Source organism: Hanstruepera marina (assembly GCF_019880635.1).
Classification (GTDB): domain Bacteria; phylum Bacteroidota; class Bacteroidia; order Flavobacteriales; family Flavobacteriaceae; genus Hanstruepera; species Hanstruepera marina.
The window spans coordinates 276,645-298,418 of record NZ_JAINVX010000001.1; the positions used below are offsets into that span (position 1 = coordinate 276,645).

General features: G+C 34.5%; 19 protein-coding genes. 8 read left to right on the forward strand and 11 right to left on the reverse strand.

Translation table 11 applies throughout. The features are described 5' to 3' along the window. Nucleotides 1-27: 27 nt before the first annotated feature. The 7 genes from K7G76_RS01280 to K7G76_RS01310 form a co-directional block, all read right to left on the reverse strand. On the reverse strand, nt 28-2,040 hold the full coding sequence (locus tag K7G76_RS01280; RefSeq protein ID WP_223032392.1) for an FG-GAP-like repeat-containing protein: 2,013 nt from the start codon (nt 2,038-2,040) through the stop codon (nt 28-30). A gap of 146 nt (nt 2,041-2,186) precedes the next feature. Next, nucleotides 2,187-4,262 (reverse strand): FG-GAP-like repeat-containing protein, encoded by a 2,076-nt coding sequence (locus K7G76_RS01285; RefSeq protein ID WP_255572895.1) that lies wholly within the window; start codon nt 4,260-4,262, stop codon nt 2,187-2,189. An 11-nt stretch (nt 4,263-4,273) separates the two neighbouring features. Then, the gene (locus tag K7G76_RS01290; protein WP_223032394.1) at nt 4,274-5,641 is read right to left on the reverse strand and encodes an Ig-like domain-containing protein; all 1,368 of its coding nucleotides are present in this window, start codon (nt 5,639-5,641) and stop codon (nt 4,274-4,276) included. A gap of 101 nt (nt 5,642-5,742) precedes the next feature. Then, nucleotides 5,743-6,732, reverse strand: coding sequence for an aspartate-semialdehyde dehydrogenase (locus K7G76_RS01295; protein WP_223032395.1), 990 nt, complete (start codon nt 6,730-6,732; stop codon nt 5,743-5,745). Between the two features lie 123 nt (nt 6,733-6,855). Further along, nucleotides 6,856-7,257 (reverse strand): large conductance mechanosensitive channel protein MscL, encoded by a 402-nt coding sequence (gene mscL / locus K7G76_RS01300; protein WP_223032396.1) that lies wholly within the window; start codon nt 7,255-7,257, stop codon nt 6,856-6,858. A gap of 72 nt (nt 7,258-7,329) precedes the next feature. Continuing rightward, entirely contained in the window at nt 7,330-8,436 is a 1,107-nt protein-coding gene (gene alr / locus K7G76_RS01305; RefSeq protein ID WP_223032397.1) for an alanine racemase, read from the reverse strand. Further along, a complete protein-coding gene (locus K7G76_RS01310; RefSeq protein ID WP_223032398.1) occupies nt 8,420-9,076 on the reverse strand; it encodes a thymidine kinase in 657 nt (218 codons plus the stop codon). Before K7G76_RS01310 ends, alr begins: the two co-directional genes overlap by 17 nt. Nucleotides 9,077-9,180: 104 nt before the next feature. On the opposite strand from K7G76_RS01310, the gene K7G76_RS01315 reads away from it, so the two are divergent. Continuing rightward, nucleotides 9,181-9,921, forward strand: a complete 741-nt coding sequence (locus K7G76_RS01315; protein ID WP_223032399.1) for a hypothetical protein — start codon at nt 9,181-9,183, stop codon at nt 9,919-9,921. Nucleotides 9,922-9,925: 4 nt separating this feature from the next. Here K7G76_RS01315 and K7G76_RS01320 read toward each other — a convergent pair whose 3' ends face one another. Continuing rightward, entirely contained in the window at nt 9,926-12,970 is a 3,045-nt protein-coding gene (locus K7G76_RS01320) for a gliding motility-associated C-terminal domain-containing protein (protein WP_223032400.1), read from the reverse strand. Nucleotides 12,971-13,062: 92 nt separating this feature from the next. Here K7G76_RS01320 and rsmI point away from each other — a divergent pair, with 92 nt between their 5' ends. From rsmI to K7G76_RS01335, 3 genes are all read left to right on the forward strand, one after another. After that, on the forward strand, nt 13,063-13,731 hold the full coding sequence (gene rsmI / locus K7G76_RS01325; RefSeq protein ID WP_223032401.1) for a 16S rRNA (cytidine(1402)-2'-O)-methyltransferase: 669 nt from the start codon (nt 13,063-13,065) through the stop codon (nt 13,729-13,731). A gap of 83 nt (nt 13,732-13,814) precedes the next feature. Then, entirely contained in the window at nt 13,815-14,387 is a 573-nt protein-coding gene (locus K7G76_RS01330; protein ID WP_223032402.1) for a uracil-DNA glycosylase family protein, read from the forward strand. Nucleotides 14,388-14,429: 42 nt separating this feature from the next. Beyond that, a complete protein-coding gene (locus tag K7G76_RS01335) occupies nt 14,430-16,145 on the forward strand; it encodes a M28 family peptidase (RefSeq protein WP_223032403.1) in 1,716 nt (571 codons plus the stop codon). Nucleotides 16,146-16,147: 2 nt separating this feature from the next. Here the strand turns inward: K7G76_RS01335 and K7G76_RS01340 are convergent, their stop codons facing one another. Then, nucleotides 16,148-16,339, reverse strand: a complete 192-nt coding sequence (locus K7G76_RS01340; RefSeq protein WP_223032404.1) for a hypothetical protein — start codon at nt 16,337-16,339, stop codon at nt 16,148-16,150. A gap of 273 nt (nt 16,340-16,612) precedes the next feature. Then, entirely contained in the window at nt 16,613-17,464 is an 852-nt protein-coding gene (locus tag K7G76_RS01345; protein WP_223032405.1) for a DUF4349 domain-containing protein, read from the reverse strand. A 133-nt stretch (nt 17,465-17,597) separates the two neighbouring features. On the opposite strand from K7G76_RS01345, the gene K7G76_RS01350 reads away from it, so the two are divergent. Then, on the forward strand, nt 17,598-18,488 hold the full coding sequence (locus tag K7G76_RS01350; protein WP_223032406.1) for a hypothetical protein: 891 nt from the start codon (nt 17,598-17,600) through the stop codon (nt 18,486-18,488). Then, nucleotides 18,485-18,991, forward strand: a complete 507-nt coding sequence (locus tag K7G76_RS01355; RefSeq protein ID WP_223032407.1) for a hypothetical protein — start codon at nt 18,485-18,487, stop codon at nt 18,989-18,991. The genes K7G76_RS01350 and K7G76_RS01355 overlap by 4 nt, the downstream gene beginning before the upstream one ends. Here K7G76_RS01355 and K7G76_RS01360 read toward each other — a convergent pair. Continuing rightward, nucleotides 18,988-19,578, reverse strand: coding sequence for a carboxymuconolactone decarboxylase family protein (locus K7G76_RS01360; protein ID WP_223032408.1), 591 nt, complete (start codon nt 19,576-19,578; stop codon nt 18,988-18,990). The two genes, K7G76_RS01355 and K7G76_RS01360, sit on opposite strands and share 4 nt — an antisense overlap. A 56-nt stretch (nt 19,579-19,634) precedes the next feature. Here K7G76_RS01360 and K7G76_RS01365 point away from each other — a divergent pair, with 56 nt between their 5' ends. Together K7G76_RS01365 and recJ are read left to right on the forward strand one after the other, a co-directional pair. Then, nucleotides 19,635-20,060: an OsmC family protein gene (locus K7G76_RS01365; protein ID WP_223032409.1), complete on the forward strand. Its 426-nt coding sequence runs from the start codon at nt 19,635-19,637 to the stop codon at nt 20,058-20,060. Nucleotide 20,061: 1 nt separating this feature from the next. Then, complete coding sequence (recJ, locus tag K7G76_RS01370; RefSeq protein WP_223032410.1) at nt 20,062-21,747, forward strand: single-stranded-DNA-specific exonuclease RecJ; 1,686 nt, start codon at nt 20,062-20,064, stop codon at nt 21,745-21,747. Nucleotides 21,748-21,774 lie beyond the last annotated feature (27 nt).

The following is a 21,774-nucleotide window of genomic DNA, read 5'->3' on the forward strand; positions in this document are numbered from 1 at the left end:
AGCGAATTTTTTATTTATAGAATCTTTTTATTCTTTTATTAACTTTCTAGTGATTGTTTTTCCTTGATATTCCAATCGTAACATATAAATACCTGTTTGTAGTTTAGATACATTTAAGGCATTTTCTTCAAGCTTTTTGTTTAATACTTTTCTTCCATTAATATCAAAAACCGTTGCGATACGATTGTTAAGATTAATTGGGGTTTCAAAATAAAGAATGTCCCCTACAGGATTTGGATGAATAACTAGGTTAACTAAAGCTTCATCTTCAACAGATAATGATTGCCCTTCAATAATAACAAGATGTTCATTTATGTTTGGATTTTGTATATTATCAACAACACCGGATGGCCAGTAAATAACAATATTGTCAATTGTTGTTTCGGTACCTAGCCCAAAATGCGTATTTAATGTACTCATGTATCGGAATCCTTCACCACTTCTCACATCTCTTATTTGAATCCCTGAAGGAGTATGTACTTCAACTCGAGCGCCAATACCGTTAATATTACTATCAGTTCCAACAGTTGAAATACTGGTCCAATTGTTAGCATTGCCATCGTTGTAATGAATGGTATTGCCATTAAAACCGTCTATAAAGCCGTCGTTATTTAAATCGCCAAAAGACCCAACAGAAATTTGATTTGTAAAAACAGAGAAGGTCATATCACCGTTTCCAAACAAAATATTGCCGTTAGATGCAATATCTAAATTACCATCATTATCAAAATCATAGGTGGCATTTTCTATTCCAGTAGCTGTTAATGTTGTAACACCTGAAGCTGCAGTTACATCAACATAATTGCCAGCGTCATTACGCATTAATTTGTGTGTTCCAGAACTAGCTCCTACAAAGACATCCATATCTCCATCATTGTCAAAATCACCCCAAGCAGAAGACCAAGTTTGCATAGGATCGTCAAGTCCAATAAGGCCGGCTATTTCTGTATAGGTACCATCACCATTATTAATATGCATTTGGTTAGTACGCCTAGCTTCTTCTCCACCACATTTTGCTATAAACATATCTAGATTTCGGTCATTATTAAAGTCAATCCATATTGAACCATAATTACCACCCGAAGAATAATCTCCTAACCCTCCTTGATTGAAGGTTAAATTGCCGTTACCATCATTTATATAATAAACATTTGGTGCCACATCATGACAAACAAAAGCATCTAAATGCCCATCGTTATTAATATCGGCAAAATTTGACCGTTGTGAGAACACATATTCACTTCCAGAAACTTCGGTAAATGTTCCGTCTCCATTCGAGCGCATAAAAGTTACTCCAGAGCCACTACCATATAACAAATCGGTATAGCCATCGGCATTGTAATCTGCAGCAGCTAAACTCCAAGAAGGTGAAAAATCAGCGGTTGTGGTGCCAACATTTGTCTCTTGAAAACCACCACCAGATTGTTGCTCCTGAATATTAATATTAGTACTTGATATAGAAACTATGTCATCTAAATAATCACCATTCATATCTACAATGGCTCTATTTGTTCCAGTGGTAGATATATTTTGAGTTGTAAATTCTACTGGAGCGGTTGGAGGCGGAGGTGGAGGGTCTCCTTCTATTAGCTCGAAATCAAATCCATTAGCATTCCATCTGTCGTCAAAAACAATATAATACGTTTGACCACCAGTAACATTAAGTGAGGCGATAGATAAGTAACCATTTCCAATAAAGCCACCATCATCGTCACCGCCTTCACAAACTAGCGCACCACATGTTCCACTATAAATGTGAACACGAGTATCGCCACCTGAATTTTGAGGGAGATCTGTGGTTATTGTCATATAAGTGTCTTCTGCAGGAATATATCTATACCATTCGCTAACAGTTACATTTGTGGCATTACCAACGCAATAAGTTGGAGGTGTTTCACTACCATTAATTACATCCACTGTAAACAAGCCAGGAGCAGTAATTGCAGTTGCTTCTTCAGCCAATTGACAAGTATCGGAACTGTTTTGAGCTGAAAAAAACGTAGTAGAAAAAAGAAATAAAATGAGTAAAGTTTTTTTCATAATTGTTAAAAATTAATCAGGGGTTCATTTATTAAGTTTCCTAAAATAGTGATTTTTAACAAAATACCAGCTAAAAGTTTACTGTAAAAAACAAAAAGCCTCTAAACAGTTATAGTTTAGAGGCTCATTTGGAATTAAAACTTCTTCTATTTTTTTAAAAATTTACGATTTAAAACCTTTCCATTAGATTCTATTCTTAAAAAATAAAGACCGCTTTGTAAGATAGAAACATCAATTTGGCTTGTTAATCTCTTATTTAGAACGCGCTTACCGTTAATGTCAAAAATTGTTGCAATTCTATCAGAAATATCATGGGTAGATTTGATATTTAAAGTATTTCCAACAGGATTTGGATAGATAACTAAATCTGAAATAGTATTATCTTCAACACTTAAAGGGTTGTCTCCTTCAACAATTGTTATAGCTTGATTTATTGTTGGGTTTGTTATTTCATCAATAAATCCTGAAGGCCAACGTACGATTATTTTTTGGATGGCTGTATTGTCTCCAATACCAAAGTGAGTATTTATGGTACTCATAAAAGCAAAACCTTCTCCACTCCTTACATCGCGAATTTGTATTCCAGAAGATGTATGAATTTCAACCCTTGCTCCAATACCATTAATATTACTTAAAGTTCCTTTTGTGTGAATTTTTATCCAATTATTAGTGACAGTATTGTTAAAGTAAATGGTTCCTGTGCTACCTTGTGTTACCGCATCTATGAATCCATCATTATTTAGATCACCAAATGATCCGTTGACATAAGGGAAAATGTTTTCGTATGAGGTAAAGGTTAAATCACCGTTTCCAAATAGAAGATTTCCATTTGAAACAATATCCAAATTACCATCATTATCAAAATCAAAAGCCAGGTTTTCATGGCCTGTTGTGGTTAAATCTAGCACATTTGAGCTTGCTGTAACATCGGTAAAATTACCAGCAGTATTTACATCGTTTCGCATTAATTTATGGGTTCCAGAGCTAGCACCTACAAATAAATCCATGTCACCATCATTGTCAAAATCGCCCCATGCAGAGGACCAGGTTTGCATTGGATCATCCAATCCAAGGCTTGCTGCAATTTCAGAATAAGTGCCGTCTCCGTTATTGCGAAGCATTTGATTTTTGCGTCGCGCTTCTTCCCCGCCACATTTAGCAATAAACATATCCAAATCACCATCATTGTCATAATCTATCCAAATAGAACCATAGTTTCCTCCAGAAGAGTAATCTCCTAAACCGCCTTGATTGAAGGATAAGTTTCCAGAACCATCGTTAATGTAAAAAACATTAGGAGCAACATCATGACAGACAAAGGCATCTAAATGTCCATCATTATTAATGTCTGCAAAATTTGACCGTTGAGAAAAAACATATTCACCCCCTGAAACTTCAGTAAAACTGGTTACATCATCAAAAGGATTACCATTATTCAAATTACCTGAATTAATTTCGGCCCTCATAAAGGTAACACCGCTACCCGATCCGTATAAAAGATCTGTATAACCATTTTTGTCATAATCTGCGGCAGCTATACTCCAAGATGGCGAATAATCAGGTAAAGGCGTAGTTATATTTACAGACGTAAAACCGCCACCGTCATTTTGGTATTGTACATTTATAGTTGATGAACTACTTGTTCTAACAGTCACGATATCATCTAAATAATCTCCATTCATATCAACTACGGCCCAATTTATTGAAGGAGAGCCTAGTGAGTTAAAAGATTGTGTCGAAAAAGTTACTGGAGCAGGTGGAGGCGGTGTAATATCTTTTAATTCTAAACAAAAAGCAACATCAGACAAACTAGTTCCTTGATAATCATAAATTTGAATGAGTAAATTATCACCTAATTCCCATCCCATTAATGTTTCATTAGCAAATGTAGAGGCACAAGTAATCTGTGTTGTTCCTGTTGCGTCCCAAATAGCAATCCCAGGATTTCCAGGGCTTTGAGAATTAAAATCTAATCCTAAAGTTGTGGCGGTCCATGTAAAAAACTGGTCTAAACCAGAAGCATTACAAGTACTTTGTAGGTTGCTATCTGTAGTACCATCAGTCGAAAACGGTAACGTGAATTGAGCAGTCGTACAGCCTGTTCCTTCAGGAGAAGGGGTAATTGGTATGGCGCCTCCAGGATTATCATTGCCTGGTTGAGCAAAAATAGACATACTTGTAATGAAACAAGCAATTAGTAAAATGTGTTTTTTTGATTTCATGATTAATAGTATTATTGACATCTGTCAGTTAATGAATTCATCCATTCACGGACTAATTCAACACCTTCAGTATGTTGTAAGGTTCTGCCCAAAAGAGGCATTCTGTATTGTTCTTGTATTGAGCTTATTCTAAATATAACTACAGAAGCATCTGCATCACCAGGGTTCATTATAAATGGATATTCATTTCCGATATTAGTGTCTGGCTCTACGCAAACGCCCATATTAGTTAAATTGTCGTTAGAATTAAACGCAAAGCGCATAGGTCTGTATTCACAATAACTTTGTTCGGAATGGCAGTGCGCACAATTAATATCGATATATGATCGAACTCTTAAGTCAAGTGGTTGTGACTCGTCATCCCAGGCAACAGTAGTGACTATATTATCTGGGTAATCTTCATCTAGATAACCAAACTCGGCCCATTTGGTAAGTTGATTTTTTGTACCCTCAATATAGTCGTAATTTTTATTTAAATTTTGTGGCTTTGGTCCAATAGGAATTGGCTCTCCAAATTTATTATGACAGGTAAAGCATTCTTGCCTAGAAGGCACACGATAGTTTACACTTTTTGTTTCATTGTTATCATCAATCCAATCGAAACTTACAAAACTTCCTTCGTTGGTGAAAAAAGCTTCGGTTAAATCATTGTTCCATACATATTTTGCAAATTCCCATCGATCTTCTAACTTATACATCAAACGCGTTTCAATTATTTTGGTATTTCCAGAAGGCAATACATTATCATAATAAAAGGATTTGATTATAATTGTTCCAACAGGAAAATCTAGAGGGGAATAATCATTTTCATAAACGGCTTTTGTGCCATTTGGCATCCAAACAAAACGTTTTTTATGAGCATAGTCTGTAAACAGAGCAGAATTAATATCATAAGGAATAACGCCATAAACCGGGTTTAGGTCTTTTAAGGCGCCTTCAAAGAAATTGTATTCACTTAAGGTGTTATAAGGAAAAGCATCAAGGTCATAGTTAACAGGAGAAACATGTAAAACGTTAATGGTCACATTTGCAGTAGAGCACCTGTTTTCAGCTGAACATATTGTGTATTGAAAGATGTCTGTTCCAGAAAATATACCATCAGGAGTGTACAAAATCGTATCGTCACTTGGATCGTTAGGGGTGTTGTTGTCCAGAACTTCAATTTGTGCATGTTGAGAGCTACTTACAGTTAACGTGCCCGAATTAGGTATGTTTAGATCATTAGCTAAAACATCAATTTCTAAAAAAGTATTTTGAAATACTTCTCCAGAATCAGGCTTGGCATCTATAGTAACTGGTGAATAATCGTCGTCAGATTTACAAGAATTAAGGATTACTGCAAAACAAACGACAATTTGGAGTAAGTAATTTTTTTTCATAGTAGGTTTTAAAACGCCTACTAAAATAGAAAAAAGCTATAAATTACTTATTATTAATTAGTTGTAAGGTTATAATTAATCTATAAAAAGCACTTAATTATTTATACTAATTGATTGTTTATGAGATATTCAGCAATTTGAATGGTGTTGGTAGCTGCTCCTTTTCTCAAATTATCACTAACAATCCACATATTTAATGAATTGGGCTGTGATTCGTCGCGTCTAATTCTGCCAACAAAAACATCGTCTTTTCCATTTGCGTAAATTGGCATAGGGTACGTGTTTGTATCGGTGTTATCTTGGACAACAACTCCTGGGGTATTGTGCAAAATTTGTCTTACATCATTAATTGCGTAATCATTCTCAAAAGCAATGTTAACCGATTCACTATGTCCACCAGCCGTCGGAATCCTTACGGCAGTTGCTGTAACCGCAATTGTTTTATCGTTAAGAATTTTTTGAGTCTCACGCACGAGTTTCATTTCTTCTTTGGTATAACCATTGTCCTCAAACACATCGCAATGTGGTAGGGCATTTTTATGAATAGGATATGGATACGCCATTTCACCAGCAACACCAGCTAATTCGTTTTCTAATTGGTTAACGGCTTTAATACCTGTTCCTGAAATAGATTGATAGGTTGAGACAACAATACGGTTTATTTTATATTGTTTGTGCAACGGAGCTAAAGCCATCACCATTTGTATGGTTGAGCAGTTTGGGTTGGCGATTATTTTATCGGTTTTGGTTAGGGTATTGGCATTGATTTCCGGAACAATTAGTTTCTTGTCCAAATCCATGCGCCAAGCAGAAGAGTTATCTATTACCGTGGTACCCACTTCTGCAAATTTAGGAGCCCATTCAAGAGATGTGCTGCCACCCGCCGAAAACAAAGCAATTTGAGGCTTTAAACTAACAGCAGTTTCTAACCCAACTACTGGTAGTTCTTCTTCTTTGAATGGAATTTTTTTTCCAACAGATCTTTTAGAAGCTACTAGAATTAATTCTGAAACGGGAAAATCACGTTCTTCAAGAACTTTTAACATAACCTCTCCTACCATTCCAGTAGCGCCAATAACTGCTATTTTCATATTTTTTATTTGCTACAAAAGTAAATAATTAATCAACGTTTGAAATTAAAAAAAACATAAAAAAACCACTTCTATAAAGAAGTGGTTTAAGGTTTATACTATGAAGTGTAGCGGTGAGCTATCTTACTTTTTAAGCGAATCTCTAATTTCAGTTAATAAATCTATTTCAGAAGGACCAGCTGGTTCCTCTGGAGCAGGCTCCTCTTTTTTCTTCATCTTGTTAATGCCTTTTATAAGCATAAACATCACAAATGCTACAATAATGAAATCTATTACATTAGTTACAAAAGCGCCCCAAAGCACAGCAACCTCACCTTCAACAACACCTTCGGCATTCATTGTGCCTTCGGTAATAATGTACTTGAGATCTTTGAAATCGGCGTTAAAAATTAAACCAATTAATGGTGAGACAATCCCTCCTGTAAAAGCAGTAACCACTTCTTTAAAAGCGGCACCCATTACAAAACCTACTGCAATATCAACAAGGTTTCCCTTCATTGCAAACTCCTTAAATTCTTTTAGCATATTAATAGTTTTTAGTTAATGTTCTGATTCCTAATTTAGAAAAAAGTTTTTAGATTCGATATATGCGATAAGCTATTTTAAATACACACGTTTAATACGCTGTGAAATAGCAGTAATTATTTCATAAGAAATACTGTTAACCGTTTTTGATAACGCTACAGCAGTTGGCGATTTTCCAAAAATTATTACTTCATCGCCTTCTTGACAATCAATATCGGTTACATCTACCATAATCATATCCATACAAACATTTCCCAAAAAATATGCAGGTTGATTATTGATGGTTACAAACCCTTTGCCATTGCCATATTGCCTGCCAATTCCATCGGCATGGCCAATAGGTATTGTTGCCGATCGCATAACTTTGTTTGCTGTAAAAGCACGGTTATAGCCAACATTTTCACCAGGTTCAATGGTGTGGATTTGTGAAATAATCGATTTTAATGTGGCGACAGGTATAAAATTAGAATCTTCCTGTTCAGAATTTCCAAAACCATAAAGACCTATTCCTGTGCGAACCATATCTAAATGAGCATTGGGATAATTTAAAATACCAGACGTATTACAAATATGATAAATAGGCTTGTAGTTTAATTTCGATTCTATTTTGGAAATGATGGTATTGAAACTATTAATTTGATTGTTAGAGTATGCGGTTTCATTTAAATCCTCACTGGCACCAAGATGTGAAAAAACCGATTTTACTTGAACAGAACCTGAATGGCCTACTTTAGAAATTAATGTTTCTACATCTGGTGTTTTAAAACCCAACCTGTTTAAACCGGTATTAAACTTTAAGTGAACCGGGTAATTGTTTTGATTGTTTTGTTCTGCAACACCAATAAACGCATTTAAAATATTGAAACTATAAATACTAGGCTCCAAACAACGCTCAATTATAGTCTTAAAATTAATAGGTTGCGGATGAAGAACCAATATAGGTGTTCGTATTCCTGCATCGCGTAAAGCAACACCCTCGCATGTATAGGCTACGGCAAAGTAATCGACACCTAATACCTCAAGATACTTGGCCACTTCGTTGGCGTCACTACCATAGGCAAAGGCTTTAACCACGGCCAGCAATTTGGTGTTAGATTGTAGTTTAGATTTTAAGAAATTAAAATTGTGCTTTAAGGCCTTTAAATCTATTTCAAGAATGGTTTCATGCGCTTTTCCCATTCGCTTTTTCAGTATTGGAGTCTATTTCTTCGGGATCGTTTACCTTCATATTACGTACTTTATCACGAAGCATGGACTTATAAAATGCAGCACGACTCAAGGGTTCGTATTCGTCAACTTCACCCAGCAGGACTAAATCGTCACTTTTGGATTTACGGTAACTGTATTGTGCTAAATTTCCTGTTTTAGTACAAATGGCATGTACTTTTGTAACATATTCGGCTGTAGCCATAAGGTTGGGCATTGGTCCAAACGGATTGCCTTTAAAATCCATATCCAATCCAGCTACAATAACACGGATACCTTTATTGGCTAAATCATTACATACACGTACAATCTCATCATCAAAAAACTGGGCTTCATCAATACCAACTACATCACAACCATCGGCCAAAATAGGGATGTTGGCTGCCGCTGGAACAGGTGTAGAGCGAATTTCATTGGCATCGTGAGATACAACCATATCTTCATCATATCGCACATCAACAGCAGGTTTAAAAATCTCTACTTTCTGCCTAGCAAATTGTGCGCGTTTAAGCCTGCGAATCAATTCTTCTGTTTTACCAGAGAACATGGAACCACAAATGACTTCAATCCAACCAAATTGTTCTTTATGATTTACTGTATTTTCGAGAAACATTTTGTAATTTTAACACTAAAACAATGCAATCTTTCGTTTTGTATAAAGGTGGCGTAAATTTATTAAAAATCAAAAGCATAAATTCGTTTTTAAAATAAAAAGTTATGAAGAAGAAGTTGGAATCAGAATTAATTAGCATAGCGCACAGGATTCTGAAGTTAAAGGGAAAGGAAGATGTTATAAAAATGCACCAAGAAGTTTCGGTTTTATTCGAAAAACTTTCTGTTTTAAAATTTGCTCAAGAAAATTTTGAGGACGATTTGCCTACCATTGGTAATGATTCTTCTTTCTTTGATATGTTGGATGTTGCCTTTAACAATAAGGTTAGTGATAATATTGAAATTGAAGACAAAATATATATCAATTTAGACGAGAGAGAGCATGAAGCCATTATGGAACCTGCCATTGAAAAGATTAAGGACATGGTTGCACAAATGCCACATGAAACACAGATTGTGGATACCATGATTGAAAAAGCAGTTGCCACGAAACCACAAGTTCATAAAGAGGATTTAGACGAGTTAACAGCAGGTTTTATTGACGAACCTATTTTTGAGCCCGTAAAAAAACCAGATTCAGAAGGCAAAAAATCTTTAAATGACAAACTGAAGTCCGGAGGGCTTCAAATTGGATTAAATGATAAACTAGCATTTATAAAACACTTATTTAACGGTGAAACAGCAGATTACGATCGTGTGTTATCGCAATTAAATACAGTATCCAGCTTTAACGAAGCAAAAATGTTTATTGATAACATGGTTAAACCCGATTATAATAATTGGCAGGATAAAGAAGACTATGAAACGCGCTTTATGGAAATAGTTGAGAGTAAGTTTGATATATAAGTAATTAATAATTTAAATAGACCCATCCAATAATTGGTTTTTCATTTTCTAATGTAAGAATATAATAATAGGTTCCAACTGGAAGAGGTTTGTTTTTATCATGGATAAAGCCTCTATTTGGTTTGCCAGCCCAATCATTAGTATAATTTTCAGCTTCGAATAACAATGCTCCATAACGATTATAAATTAATAGTTTATTTGATTGAAAGTCCTCTAAACACTCAATATTAAAATAATCATTAATACCGTCATTATTGGGCGTAAAAACTTGAGGAATTTTTACACAATTAAGACCTTCATTAGGATTTTGCAGCACTTCAAGTTCGGCATAAACTTGGGAAGTATCTATATTATTTTGGTTTGTAAAGTTTGATGTACTATTTACAAATATTCCTGGCTCACTCGATGTTACATCTACAGAAAAACTACAACTTGATACTCCAATAGGAATATTAAGATTTTCAATTCCTACGAAATTGTTTCCAATATCACCTAAAAAGTTTCCAGAACTACCATTACTAGAAACCCATTCAGGAGAAGAAGTCAGAATCAATCCATTTGGAAGATTGTCAATAAATGCTACATCTGTTTCAGGTGTATTTATATTTGGATTGAAAATGGTAAAGGTAAGTGTGCTTATTTCATTTGTAAAAATAATATCTGGATTAAAACTTTTTTCCAATGTAGGCGCTAGAACTTGAACACTACTAATTGAAATATTGGTTTCTGGTGTTAACTCTTCATTGTTTTGAGGGCTTGGTATGGCTTCTGCCGTATTTGTAAAAGCTCCACCATAACTTGGAGCCTCTACTGGAATAATAATTCTTATCGTTGAACCTTCCTCCATATTAGAAATATTACCTGATATAAAATTACCATCAATATCAAAAAGAGTTATACAATCAGCATTACCAAAAGTTGTCTGGCAGCTTGGAATTCCATTAAGAGTAAATTCTGAACCTAAAAGGTTTTCGAATGTTACATCTTGTGCAGAAACACTTGTTCCACTATTAGTTATATCTACTATCCAATTAAAAGATTGGTTGGCTAACACTGTAGGAAATTCTGGAAATGTCTGTACCACAAGATCTATACAAGGGGCAAAGTATGTGGTTACAGAACTGTTATTGTTGCCTTCAACAGTATCAATAAATGAACTATCAGGATAAAGACTAACATTGTTTATTGTTGGTATCACATCAAAGGAACATTCAGGAATCCAATTAATTACCACTTCAAATGTAATTGAACTATTTCCTGGTAAAAGCCAATTATCATCTAATATAATTTCCCAAAAAACATCTGGAGTATCTTCATCATTATCTGATACACCATCTAATTCAACACCAATATTTGTGTGTTGCAAATCTTGACAAGTAGCATTTCCAGTACTTGAAACACAGCTAACTGATTCTAAAACAGCTGTAGCAGTAGAAATATCAACTAACGGCATGAAATCAATTAACTCTATAAAGGTGTCATCAGGACTTAAATTGGAAGCTGTTATTTGATAGGTTATTGGTCCCCAAGAAGTTGTTTGGTCCTCTGTGCTACCTTCTGGTAATTCTGGAGAAATTTGTGTTTTTATAATTTCAAGATCAACAATATCACATAATTCTGCTGTGGGTAATTGAACAATATCAGCATCGTTATTGTTGTTTAAATCAGAATCAGTTATACCGTTAGATAAGATGGTGATATTAGATCTCATATTGCCATATTCAGGATCTGAATTTGGCGAACATTCGGGTTCTAAAAATTTGAGCTCGGTATGAATGACTAAAATCTCACCAACTGGCATGTTAAAAGTATTACTAACCCAATACTGTCCAGCATTAGCAAAATTAATATCATTACAGGGCATAGTTGATGAACCTGCAATACATGTTATAGATTGTATTTCCCAAATTAAATCAACTGTATAGTTTCTTAGGCTAACTAGAACATCAGCGTCAAGTGGGCCATTATTACAAACTGTAGTTTCAAGGGTTATAATTTGGTTATAATTAATAGGTGTTCCAAATATAGGGTCAATTTGAACAGTATCTATACAAACATCAGTTTCTTGACAAAAATCAGAAGTAAGTAATTCTGTAATAATTTCATTTGAAGTGTTTGAGGATTCATTATCATGATTTATCTCAATTGCTCCTGAACTTAAAGTCTCAATAATACCAATTTCAGTAGCACATTCTGGTTCATGATATTTATAAATTAGCTCCAAAGTTAATGTCCCGTTAGAAGTTATATCATGAGATTCAGTGAATTCAAAAAGTGGCTCTGGCGATGTAGAATCTATTAACTGTAAACCAGGAGTGAAGTCTAAATCTTCAATACAGGCTGTTCCATTTGTAGATTCAATACACATAACAGAAATCAATTCAACATAAGCGGAACCATAACTTAACGGTGAATTTAGAGACAAGTGATGTCTAAAAGCATTTAAAGAAAAACTAATAGCGCTATTGTTGGTTATTGTAAAATGATACGTTACGGAATCATTCCATGCTGAAATTGCTGTTCCTTGAGGAGGCGATACCTGCTCTTGAAAAATTGTAAAATCAATAGCAACATCAGTGATATCAATAGAAATAATAGAAACATTATTTGATGGATTAGTATCCGTTATATTATCTGGCGGAGAAATATTGACAGACGTAGCAATACCACCTATATTTTCCGGTGCTTTTACGACCACCTTTATTTCTATACTTGATGACGCTGGAAAGCTAGCAATTGTTCCAGTTATCTCATTGCCAGAAATTGATAAGTCGGTTATTAATGACGTTCCACCAACAGGATTTTGACTTATAAAAGACAACACAGAAACATTCTGGTTAATGGTTTGAGAAAAAAAAGCATTTTCAACAGCATTACCAGAATTTGTAATTGTCACTAAATATTGGAATTCTTCGTATATATGTGCTTGCGAAATATCGCTGCCATCTAAATCTTGAGCCTCTACAGAAATGGCTAAATCTGTTGATTGCGAATAACATACCAGAAGAGATAAAAAAGCAAAAAGTTGTAAAAGTGTTTGCTTTAGCATAGGTTAGTTTTATAGTAGATGCCTGAAACCAAAAATGGTTGCGTGAATATACTTGAAAAGATTGTAAATTTGGAAATAAATAGACCAACCTTATGAAACTCTTCATTGTTCCCACACCTATAGGAAATCTTAAAGATATAACTTTTAGAGCTATTGAAGTTTTAAAGGACGTCGATTTAATTTTAGCTGAAGACACACGAACATCAGGCAAACTCCTGAAGCATTTTGAAATTAACACGCCTTCACAGTCGCACCACATGCATAATGAGCACAAAACGGTTGAAGGGTTAATAAACAAATTAAAGAGCGGAACAACCATAGCTTTAATCAGCGATGCTGGAACACCAGCCATTTCCGATCCTGGTTTTTTATTGACAAGGGCTTGTATTGAAAATAGTATTGACGTAGAATGTTTACCTGGCGCAACCGCTTTTGTACCTGCTTTGGTAAATAGCGGTTTGCCAAACGATAAGTTTGTATTTGAAGGCTTTTTGCCAGTTAAAAAAGGGCGCCAAACAAGGCTGAAACTATTGGCAGAAGAAACCAGAACCATGATTTTTTATGAATCTCCCCACAAGCTTTTAAAAACGCTTTCCCATTTTTGCGAGTATTTTGGAGAAGATAGACCCGTTTCTGTTTCCCGTGAATTGACGAAGCTTTATGAAGAAACCATTCGCGGGACAGCCAAAGACGTTTTGGAACATTACACCAATAAACCACCCAAAGGCGAGATTGTGATTGTAGTTGGTGGGAGAAAATAATTTGTCATTCTGAACGGACGTTGAGGTGTCACATTGAGCTTGTCGAAATGCTCTCGAAACGCGTTCAGAATCTAAAAAACAATATGCAAAATCTTTTAGAGGACATAAAACACTGCACTATCTGCAAAGACCATTTACCATTAGGTCCACGACCTGTGGTTTCAGCTGATATAGATTCTAAAATTGTAATTGTTGGTCAAGCGCCTGGAACCAAGGTCCATGAATCAGGAATTCCCTGGGATGATGCTAGCGGCAGACAATTACGAAATTGGCTAGATGTTACTAACGAGCAATTTTACAACCCCAAAAACTTTGCCATTATACCGATGGGGTTTTGTTACCCTGGAAAAGGGAAAACAGGTGACTTGCCTCCAAGACCAGAATGTGCACCACAATGGCACCAACCCTTATTTGATAGCATGAAACAGGTTGAATTGATGCTTTTAATTGGGATGTATGCACAGCGTTACTATTTAAAAGAGCAAACTAAAAACACCTTGACCGAAACAGTTAAAAATTACAAAGATTATTTACCAAATTATTTACCCTTACCGCATCCAAGTCCCAGAAATCGGTTTTGGCTTACCAAAAACCCTTGGTTTGAGATTGAAGTTTTACCAGAATTAAAACAACGTGTACATCAATTGCTTACTTAAAAAAAACTACATTTATCTTTTTAAAACGTATTTCCAAAATTTATGATTAATACAAAGTCGCTAGTCACTGTTTTAATTTGTTTGATAGTTAGCTTATTATCGGCCCAAGAGCAAAAAGAAAGTTATTATTCCGATGTTTTAAACGAACAATTCACAGGCAATTTAGCTTACGAAACGACTGCTTTTGTTGAACAGTATTGGCGTGTAGTGGGAAATACAGGCTTTAATAATAGCATTACTTTTATTGCTGAACATTTAGAGGAGGCGGGTTTTGTTTTAGAAGAAAAAGCCTCATCAACAAATCGATTAACTTACAGAATAGAAAAACGCCCTTTGGAAAAACCAACTTGGGAAGTTGTTGATGCCAATCTTTCAATTGAAGGTGAAGATAAACCACTGTTAACACAAGCTACCAATAGTAATATGGTGGCTTTAAATTCTTATAGCACTCCAAAAGAAGGCACTACCGCTGAAGTTATTTATGTAAAAGACCTTAAGAAAATTAATAAGCTTGATGTAAAAGGAAAAATTGTTTTTGCAGAAACCAATCCATGGCGATTATTTAATGCAGCAATTGTTCAAGGTGGTGCAATAGGAATTCTTACTTATGATATGCCTTCATATTTACAACCAGAAAAGAACACCACATCTATTCAGTTTCGCTCTATTCAATTACAACCCAAATTAAAACCTTGGGCAATAGCCTTGTCTTATGAAGCCAAAGAGCGATTAAAAAAACGTTTAGAAAACGGGAAAGTCAATTTAAAAGTTAACATAGAAACAAACATATACGAATCGGAGGAATTAACTATAGTAGCGGACATTAAAGGGGCCATTTTGCCAAAGGAACGTCTTGTATTTAGTGCCCATGTTCAAGAGCCGGGTGCAAATGACAACGCTACCGGAGTTGGTGTGGCATTAGAAATGGCCACTCTTACTTCTAAACTTATACAAGAAAACAAAATAAATCCTAAACGAACATTAACGTTTCTTTGGGGCGACGAAATAGTATCTACAGGGCGTTATGTTGAAGAAGATAAAGCACGTGCTAAAAACATAAAATGGGGAATTAGTCTCGATATGGTAGGCGAAAATACGGCTATAACTGGAGGGACGTTTTTAATAGAAAAAATGCCAGATCCAAGCGCTATTTGGACACGAGGTAATGATAAGCATACAGAATGGGGCGGAAGTAAAATGACATTAAGCCAAATGAAACCTCATTATTTAAACGACTTTTTAATTGGTGAATTTAAGGCTCAAGGGAAACAAGCCAATTGGGTAGTTGAAACAAATCCGTTTGAAGGCGGTAGCGATCACGTCCCATTTTTAAAAGGCAATATTCCGAGTGTCTTGTTTTGGCATTTTACAGACCAGTTTTACCACACCGATAATGATAGACTGGATAAGGTTTCAAAGGAAACCCTCAAAAATGTAGGTACAGCATCTTTAGTTTCGGCTTATAAATTATTGAATGCTGATGAAACTACAGCAAAAGTTGTTATAAAGAATATTGAAACAGCTGCGATTTCTAGATTGAATGACGAGTTAAAACAAGGTCAATTGGCCATAAAAAATGGCGACAACCGTTCTACTCAAATTGAGATAATAAAAGCTTGGGAAGACTGGTATCTTAAGGCATTAGATTCTACAAATGATATGGTTTCTGATAAAGTTGGTATTGCTGTAGATATTGAAGCATCACGCACAATAATTATAGCGACAGCAAGTAACATCCTCAAAAAGTTAAAAGAGTAAGCTCAATCAATCTTCGATTTTCTGTAAAATCGCGAAAAAGCATATTTTATTTTTGATTTTTTCTCATAGCTTCCAATAGATTCAATTTTAGAACTTTCAGTCTTTTTTAATTGATAAATTCTTATTGACTTTCCAATGTTATTAATTAATACTACTGCAATAATTGCCTGACTTATGCTTGTTAAATAATCCATAATTTATATTTCAAGCTAAAGTATATTACCGGTTTAGTTTGTGCTGTGACACGGTTTCATGTAAAAATTATACTTTAGTTTAATTCTTATATTTCAAAAGTGAGTATTTTATCATTTTTAAAATAGGACAGTAAAATTTACCTTCAGAAATAAATTTTTATGAATATAAAAGTAAAGGACCCTTACTAACGCAAGGTTTATAGGGTTTGGTTTATCAAAAAATAAAACCTTACTATTTCTAGCAAGGTTTTAATAAATTAAAAAAGAAAAATATTATTTTCTCATTCTTTTTTTAATAATCACAAAGGTAAAAACACCAATAATTATTAAGGGCCAAATATTTATAAGAACAATAACAAAGGCCTCTATAAAATGCCAACCGTTGGAAAGACCTTCTTTAGTTTTATCTAAAAATGTTTTGGTGTAACTTTTAGGCTCTTCAACATAGTCAACGGTTTCATATAAATCAATTTGAATAGTGCTAAATGCCACTTTGTTTGTTAAGTATTTTAAACGTCCTTGAGCCGCTTCAATTTCTTCTTGAATTACACCTAATCTATCTTCAGTTTTTAAAATATCCTCAACTGTTTTTGCATTTTTACGAAGTATATCCTCATACCTTTTTTTGATTTCTAATTTAGTTTTTAGTCTAGTTTCTAAATCAATGTATTCTTCGGAAACATCTTTTGTTGTTATATTTTCATATTCAACAAAATCCACAACTGTATAAACAGAATCCATTATTTTATCAAAATACCGATGAGGCACTTTAATTGTAAAACGATTCTCTTTTTTATAAAGGTCATTTTGAAATCTTAAGTCAGATATGTAAGCACCATGTTTTTGAGCGATGATTTTAATTTTATGAGTCGCTTCTTTTACATCGTTTACTTTGTATCGAGCAGATGCAGATTTAATAATTTTTAAATCAATTGGAACAGCATTTTGTTTTACAGCAAAATTAGTTATTGTTTCTTCTGCGCTGATACTTTCATAATCTTCAGATAGATCAACTGCTTCAGTAACAACAGATTCTTTATAAGAGTTGTCATTGCATGACACACTAATTAAACAAATAACTAGAGCTGAAATTTTAAATATAGTTTTAAATACGTTTGCTTTCATAATTTTTTATTTTTAAGAATTATATAAGCAAACATATTAAGTTGGGTAAGCCTTTTTTTGAAAAGCTCTTGTAAAACTTTTGTAAAGTATTTTACAATTCTCAAATAGCTATTATTCAGACAAATAACTACAATTGAACAAAGTAGATAGACATCTTTTTAATACATTAAAGCAAGAAGTAGAAACTACTTTCTTGCGAAGTAATAGTATTTCAAGTTCAATTGAACATTGGAAAGGAGATGAAATTGAAGCTTTTCAAGAAGATTTATTTAATAGAGTTAAAGGTAAAGTCAGTGAAAAATGGTTTTATACTTATATAAAAAACACACCAGAAAAGTTACCTAGAATTGATGTACTAAATTTGTTGAGTATTTATGTTGGTTTTGATAGCTGGAATGCTTTTAAAGCCAAACATCAATCTAACGTAAAGAGAAAATCAAAAAATAAATTTTTTAAGTATTGGATTTTAATTCCAATTCCAATTTGTTTTTTTGTTTATCACTTGAATTCTAAAAACAACTTTGAGTTTTGTTTTGTCGACACTGTAAAGAATGAAAAAATTACTACCCCACATTTAGACATTAAAATTCTTCAAGAAAACGAATCTCCAATTCATCTTAAAACGGATAGTATGGGTTGTTTTAGTTTTAAAACAAAACATGATATTATTAAATTCATTATTCAATCGCCATATCATAAAACTGATACTATAATAAGAAATATAAAGTCTAATTATAACCAAGTTGTTGAGGTTAAAACAGACGACTATGCACTAATGTTAAATTACTATGCAAATGGTAACATAAAAGATTGGAAGAATCATGTTAATGAATTAAAAGCTCTCTTCTCAAAGGATGTAAAGATTTATAGACTGTTTAAAAACAGTATGGATATTGAGTTGTACTCTAAAGATGAATTTATTAGAATGCTTACAATTCCCACAAAAAGTTTAAAACGCATAGAAATTTTAGATAAGAAAATAGAGGAAGGAAAGATAGTATCGTTAAAATTCATAGTAAAATGAAAAAACTAATCTATATTTTTATTATTATAATTATTATTTCTTGTAATAATAACGAAACAAAAAGCATAAGCACCGAATCAATAGATTTTGAAGAAGCTACTATTGATGAAGAATATGCCATTCCTGAGACTTATGCAGTTTCAAAAACCACACGTTTTGAGCATCAAAAGTTGAGTATAGAAAAATTACAAGAATTTTATGACTTATTAGTTTTGAAACAGAAACATCCAGAGTTCAATGAAGACATATCTATTCAGCTAAAGAAATATACCGACGAAACCTTATTGAACTTCAAAAAGAAAGAAGCAATAATAAAAAATGTAAAGCTATTAGAAAACCCAATTCAAGTATCTGATTCAACTCAAAGAATAAAATTAGGTTTTGATTTGGTGTCCAATGAACTAATTACAAAAGATACTATTTGGGCAACAATCTTTACAAAAAACATCATTGTTGAGGGTAATACCAAAAAATCAATCAAAATAAAGTTTAGTAGGCATTAAACATGCTTCCCTTTTTCCCAACCATGCTTCCCTAAATACTGTTCGCCACTTTCTACAGCGCCATCTTCAATAGATGTTCCCATGCTGTCATTCCAACGGTTCAGATATCCAAACAATGAAATCACTCCTAGCATTTCAACAATTTCACCTTCGTTCCAATATTCATACAAGCGTTTTTTAATGGTTTCATCAACAGCATTAGGTACTTGACTGGCAGCCAAACTAAAATCGAGGGCAGCACGTTCGGCATCACTAAAAGCAGGATGGGTTCTATATTCCCAAATGTTATTCAGTTGTTCCTGTTCAGCACCATAGCGTTCTGCGGCACGAATAGCATGTGCTTGACAATAGCGACAACCCGTAGCATTACTACTCACCCAAGCAATCATACGTTTTAAAGCAGAGGTTACACGACCTTCGTTGGCCATTACGGCTTTGTTGAGGTTTATAAACGCTTTAGAAATAGCAGGTCTGCGTTGCATGGTGAGCACTGAATTTGGACAGAAACCAAGCGTTTCGTTAAAGAATTCCGCCAATTCCTTGGTCTCTAAATCGTGCTCGGGTGATAATGGTGTTACTAGTGGCATAGTCTATTTTTTATTGGTATTTTTGATATGACACAATAAACGAAAAATCTATAGCAATGGCAACAAATAAAGTTACAACACATTGGAAAGGGAATATGCTTTTTGAATCCGACAACCCAAACGGAAAAACGGTATTAATGGACACCAGTCCAGAGCATGGAGGACACAACTCGGGCCTATCACCAAAGGCCATGATGCTTTCGGCGCTTGCTGGTTGTTCGGGTTTAGACGTGGTGTCGATTCTAGATAAAATGAAAGTAAAACTAGCCGATTTTAGAATGGATACCTATGGCGAATTGACCGAGGAACACCCAAAATATTATCACAGCGTTACCGTTGAATATCATTTTTATGGGGAAAATTTAAACGAAGCTAAAATTAAAAAAGCTGTTGACTTATCCATTGAAAAATACTGTGGTGTCATGGAAATGTTTCGAAAGTTTGCCAATGTAAAAACATCTGTTCACTATCATAATAAATAGTATGCGCTGGACGCTTAAACCAAATCCAAACCCAGAAAAAGTCAAGGTTCTCAAAGAAGCTTTACAGGTTGATGATATTGTGGCTATACTCTTGTTGCAACGTGGTATTGAAACCTATGATGACGCCAAAACGTTTTTTCGCCCCAGTTTAAATGATTTACATGACCCATTCTTGATGCAGGATATGGACAAAGCCGTATCACGTATTGAACAGGCTCTGGAGAATGGTGAAAATATTTTGGTTTATGGCGATTATGATGTAGATGGAACGACTTCTGTAGCCTTAATGAGCTCCTATTTAAAAACTCGAACAGAAAAAGTAGCAACTTACATTCCAGATCGCTATGAAGAAGGTTACGGTGTATCCTATCAAGGTATTGATTTTGCAGAAGACAATGGGTTTACCCTTATTATTGCTTTGGATTGTGGCATTAAGGCGATTGAAAAAGTGGCTTATGCCCAAGAAAAAGGTATTGATTTTATCATCTGCGACCATCACAGACCAGGTAATTCCTTACCGAATGCGGTTGCCGTTTTAGATCCTAAACAACAAGATTGTGAATATCCTTATAAAGAACTTTGTGGTTGTGGTGTTGGGTTTAAACTTATTCAGGCATTAGCATCCAAACAAGGGAAATCGGTTGAGGATTTAGTCGCATATTTAGATTTGGTAGCTACTGCCATTGGAGCTGATATTGTTCCCATTACTGGAGAAAATCGGGTCTTGGCATATTTTGGATTGCAAGTGATTAATGGTAATCCACGTCCAGGTATCAAAGCTATTATAGCCGAAGTTAAAAAAGAAGAACTCACCATTACCGATGTGGTGTTTATTGTGGCACCAAGAATTAATGCAGCAGGTCGTATGAAGCATGGCAATCATGCCGTAACCTTATTAACCGAAACCGATTTTAATACAGCTGTTGAATATGCTGTTGAAATAGACACTTTTAATACTGATAGACGTGAAACAGATAGACAAATTACAGAAGAAGCTCTACAACAAATTGAAGAACAAAAGGAACAGGAACGTTTTACTACTGTTGTTTACCATGAAACTTGGCATAAAGGTGTTATTGGTATTGTGGCTTCTCGATTAACCGAAACTTACTACAGACCCACCTTGGTTTTTACGAAAAGCGGCGATAAGTTAGCCGCTTCGGCACGTTCGGTGTCTGGTTTTGATGTGTATAATGCCTTGGAAGCCTGTAGTGAGCATATCGAACAGTTTGGCGGACATAAATATGCAGCTGGACTAACATTAAAGGAAGAAAACTACGAAGCTTTCAAACAAGCTTTTGAAGATGTGGTTTCAAAAACTATTGACATCAAATTATTGACTCCAGAAATTAAGGTTGATTTATCCATTGAATTATCTGAAGTTGATGCGAAGTTATGGCGCATCATAAAACAATTTGCACCTTTTGGACCAGGGAATATGACTCCTGTTTTTATGAGTGAGAATATTCGCGATACCGGTTATGGTAAATGTGTGGGCGAAGATGAATCCCATTTACGAGTCACTGTAACCGACGGCACACAGCAGATTGTGGGTATTGGTTTTGGTCTAGGCGATAAATACGATTTGATTTCAGATAGAAAACCGTTTAAAGCGGTTTATACCATTGACGAAAATCATTGGAATGGAACCGTATCACTTCAATTGAAATTACGGGATTTAAAATAGTGAATAGACGATTTTTCATACTGCTTA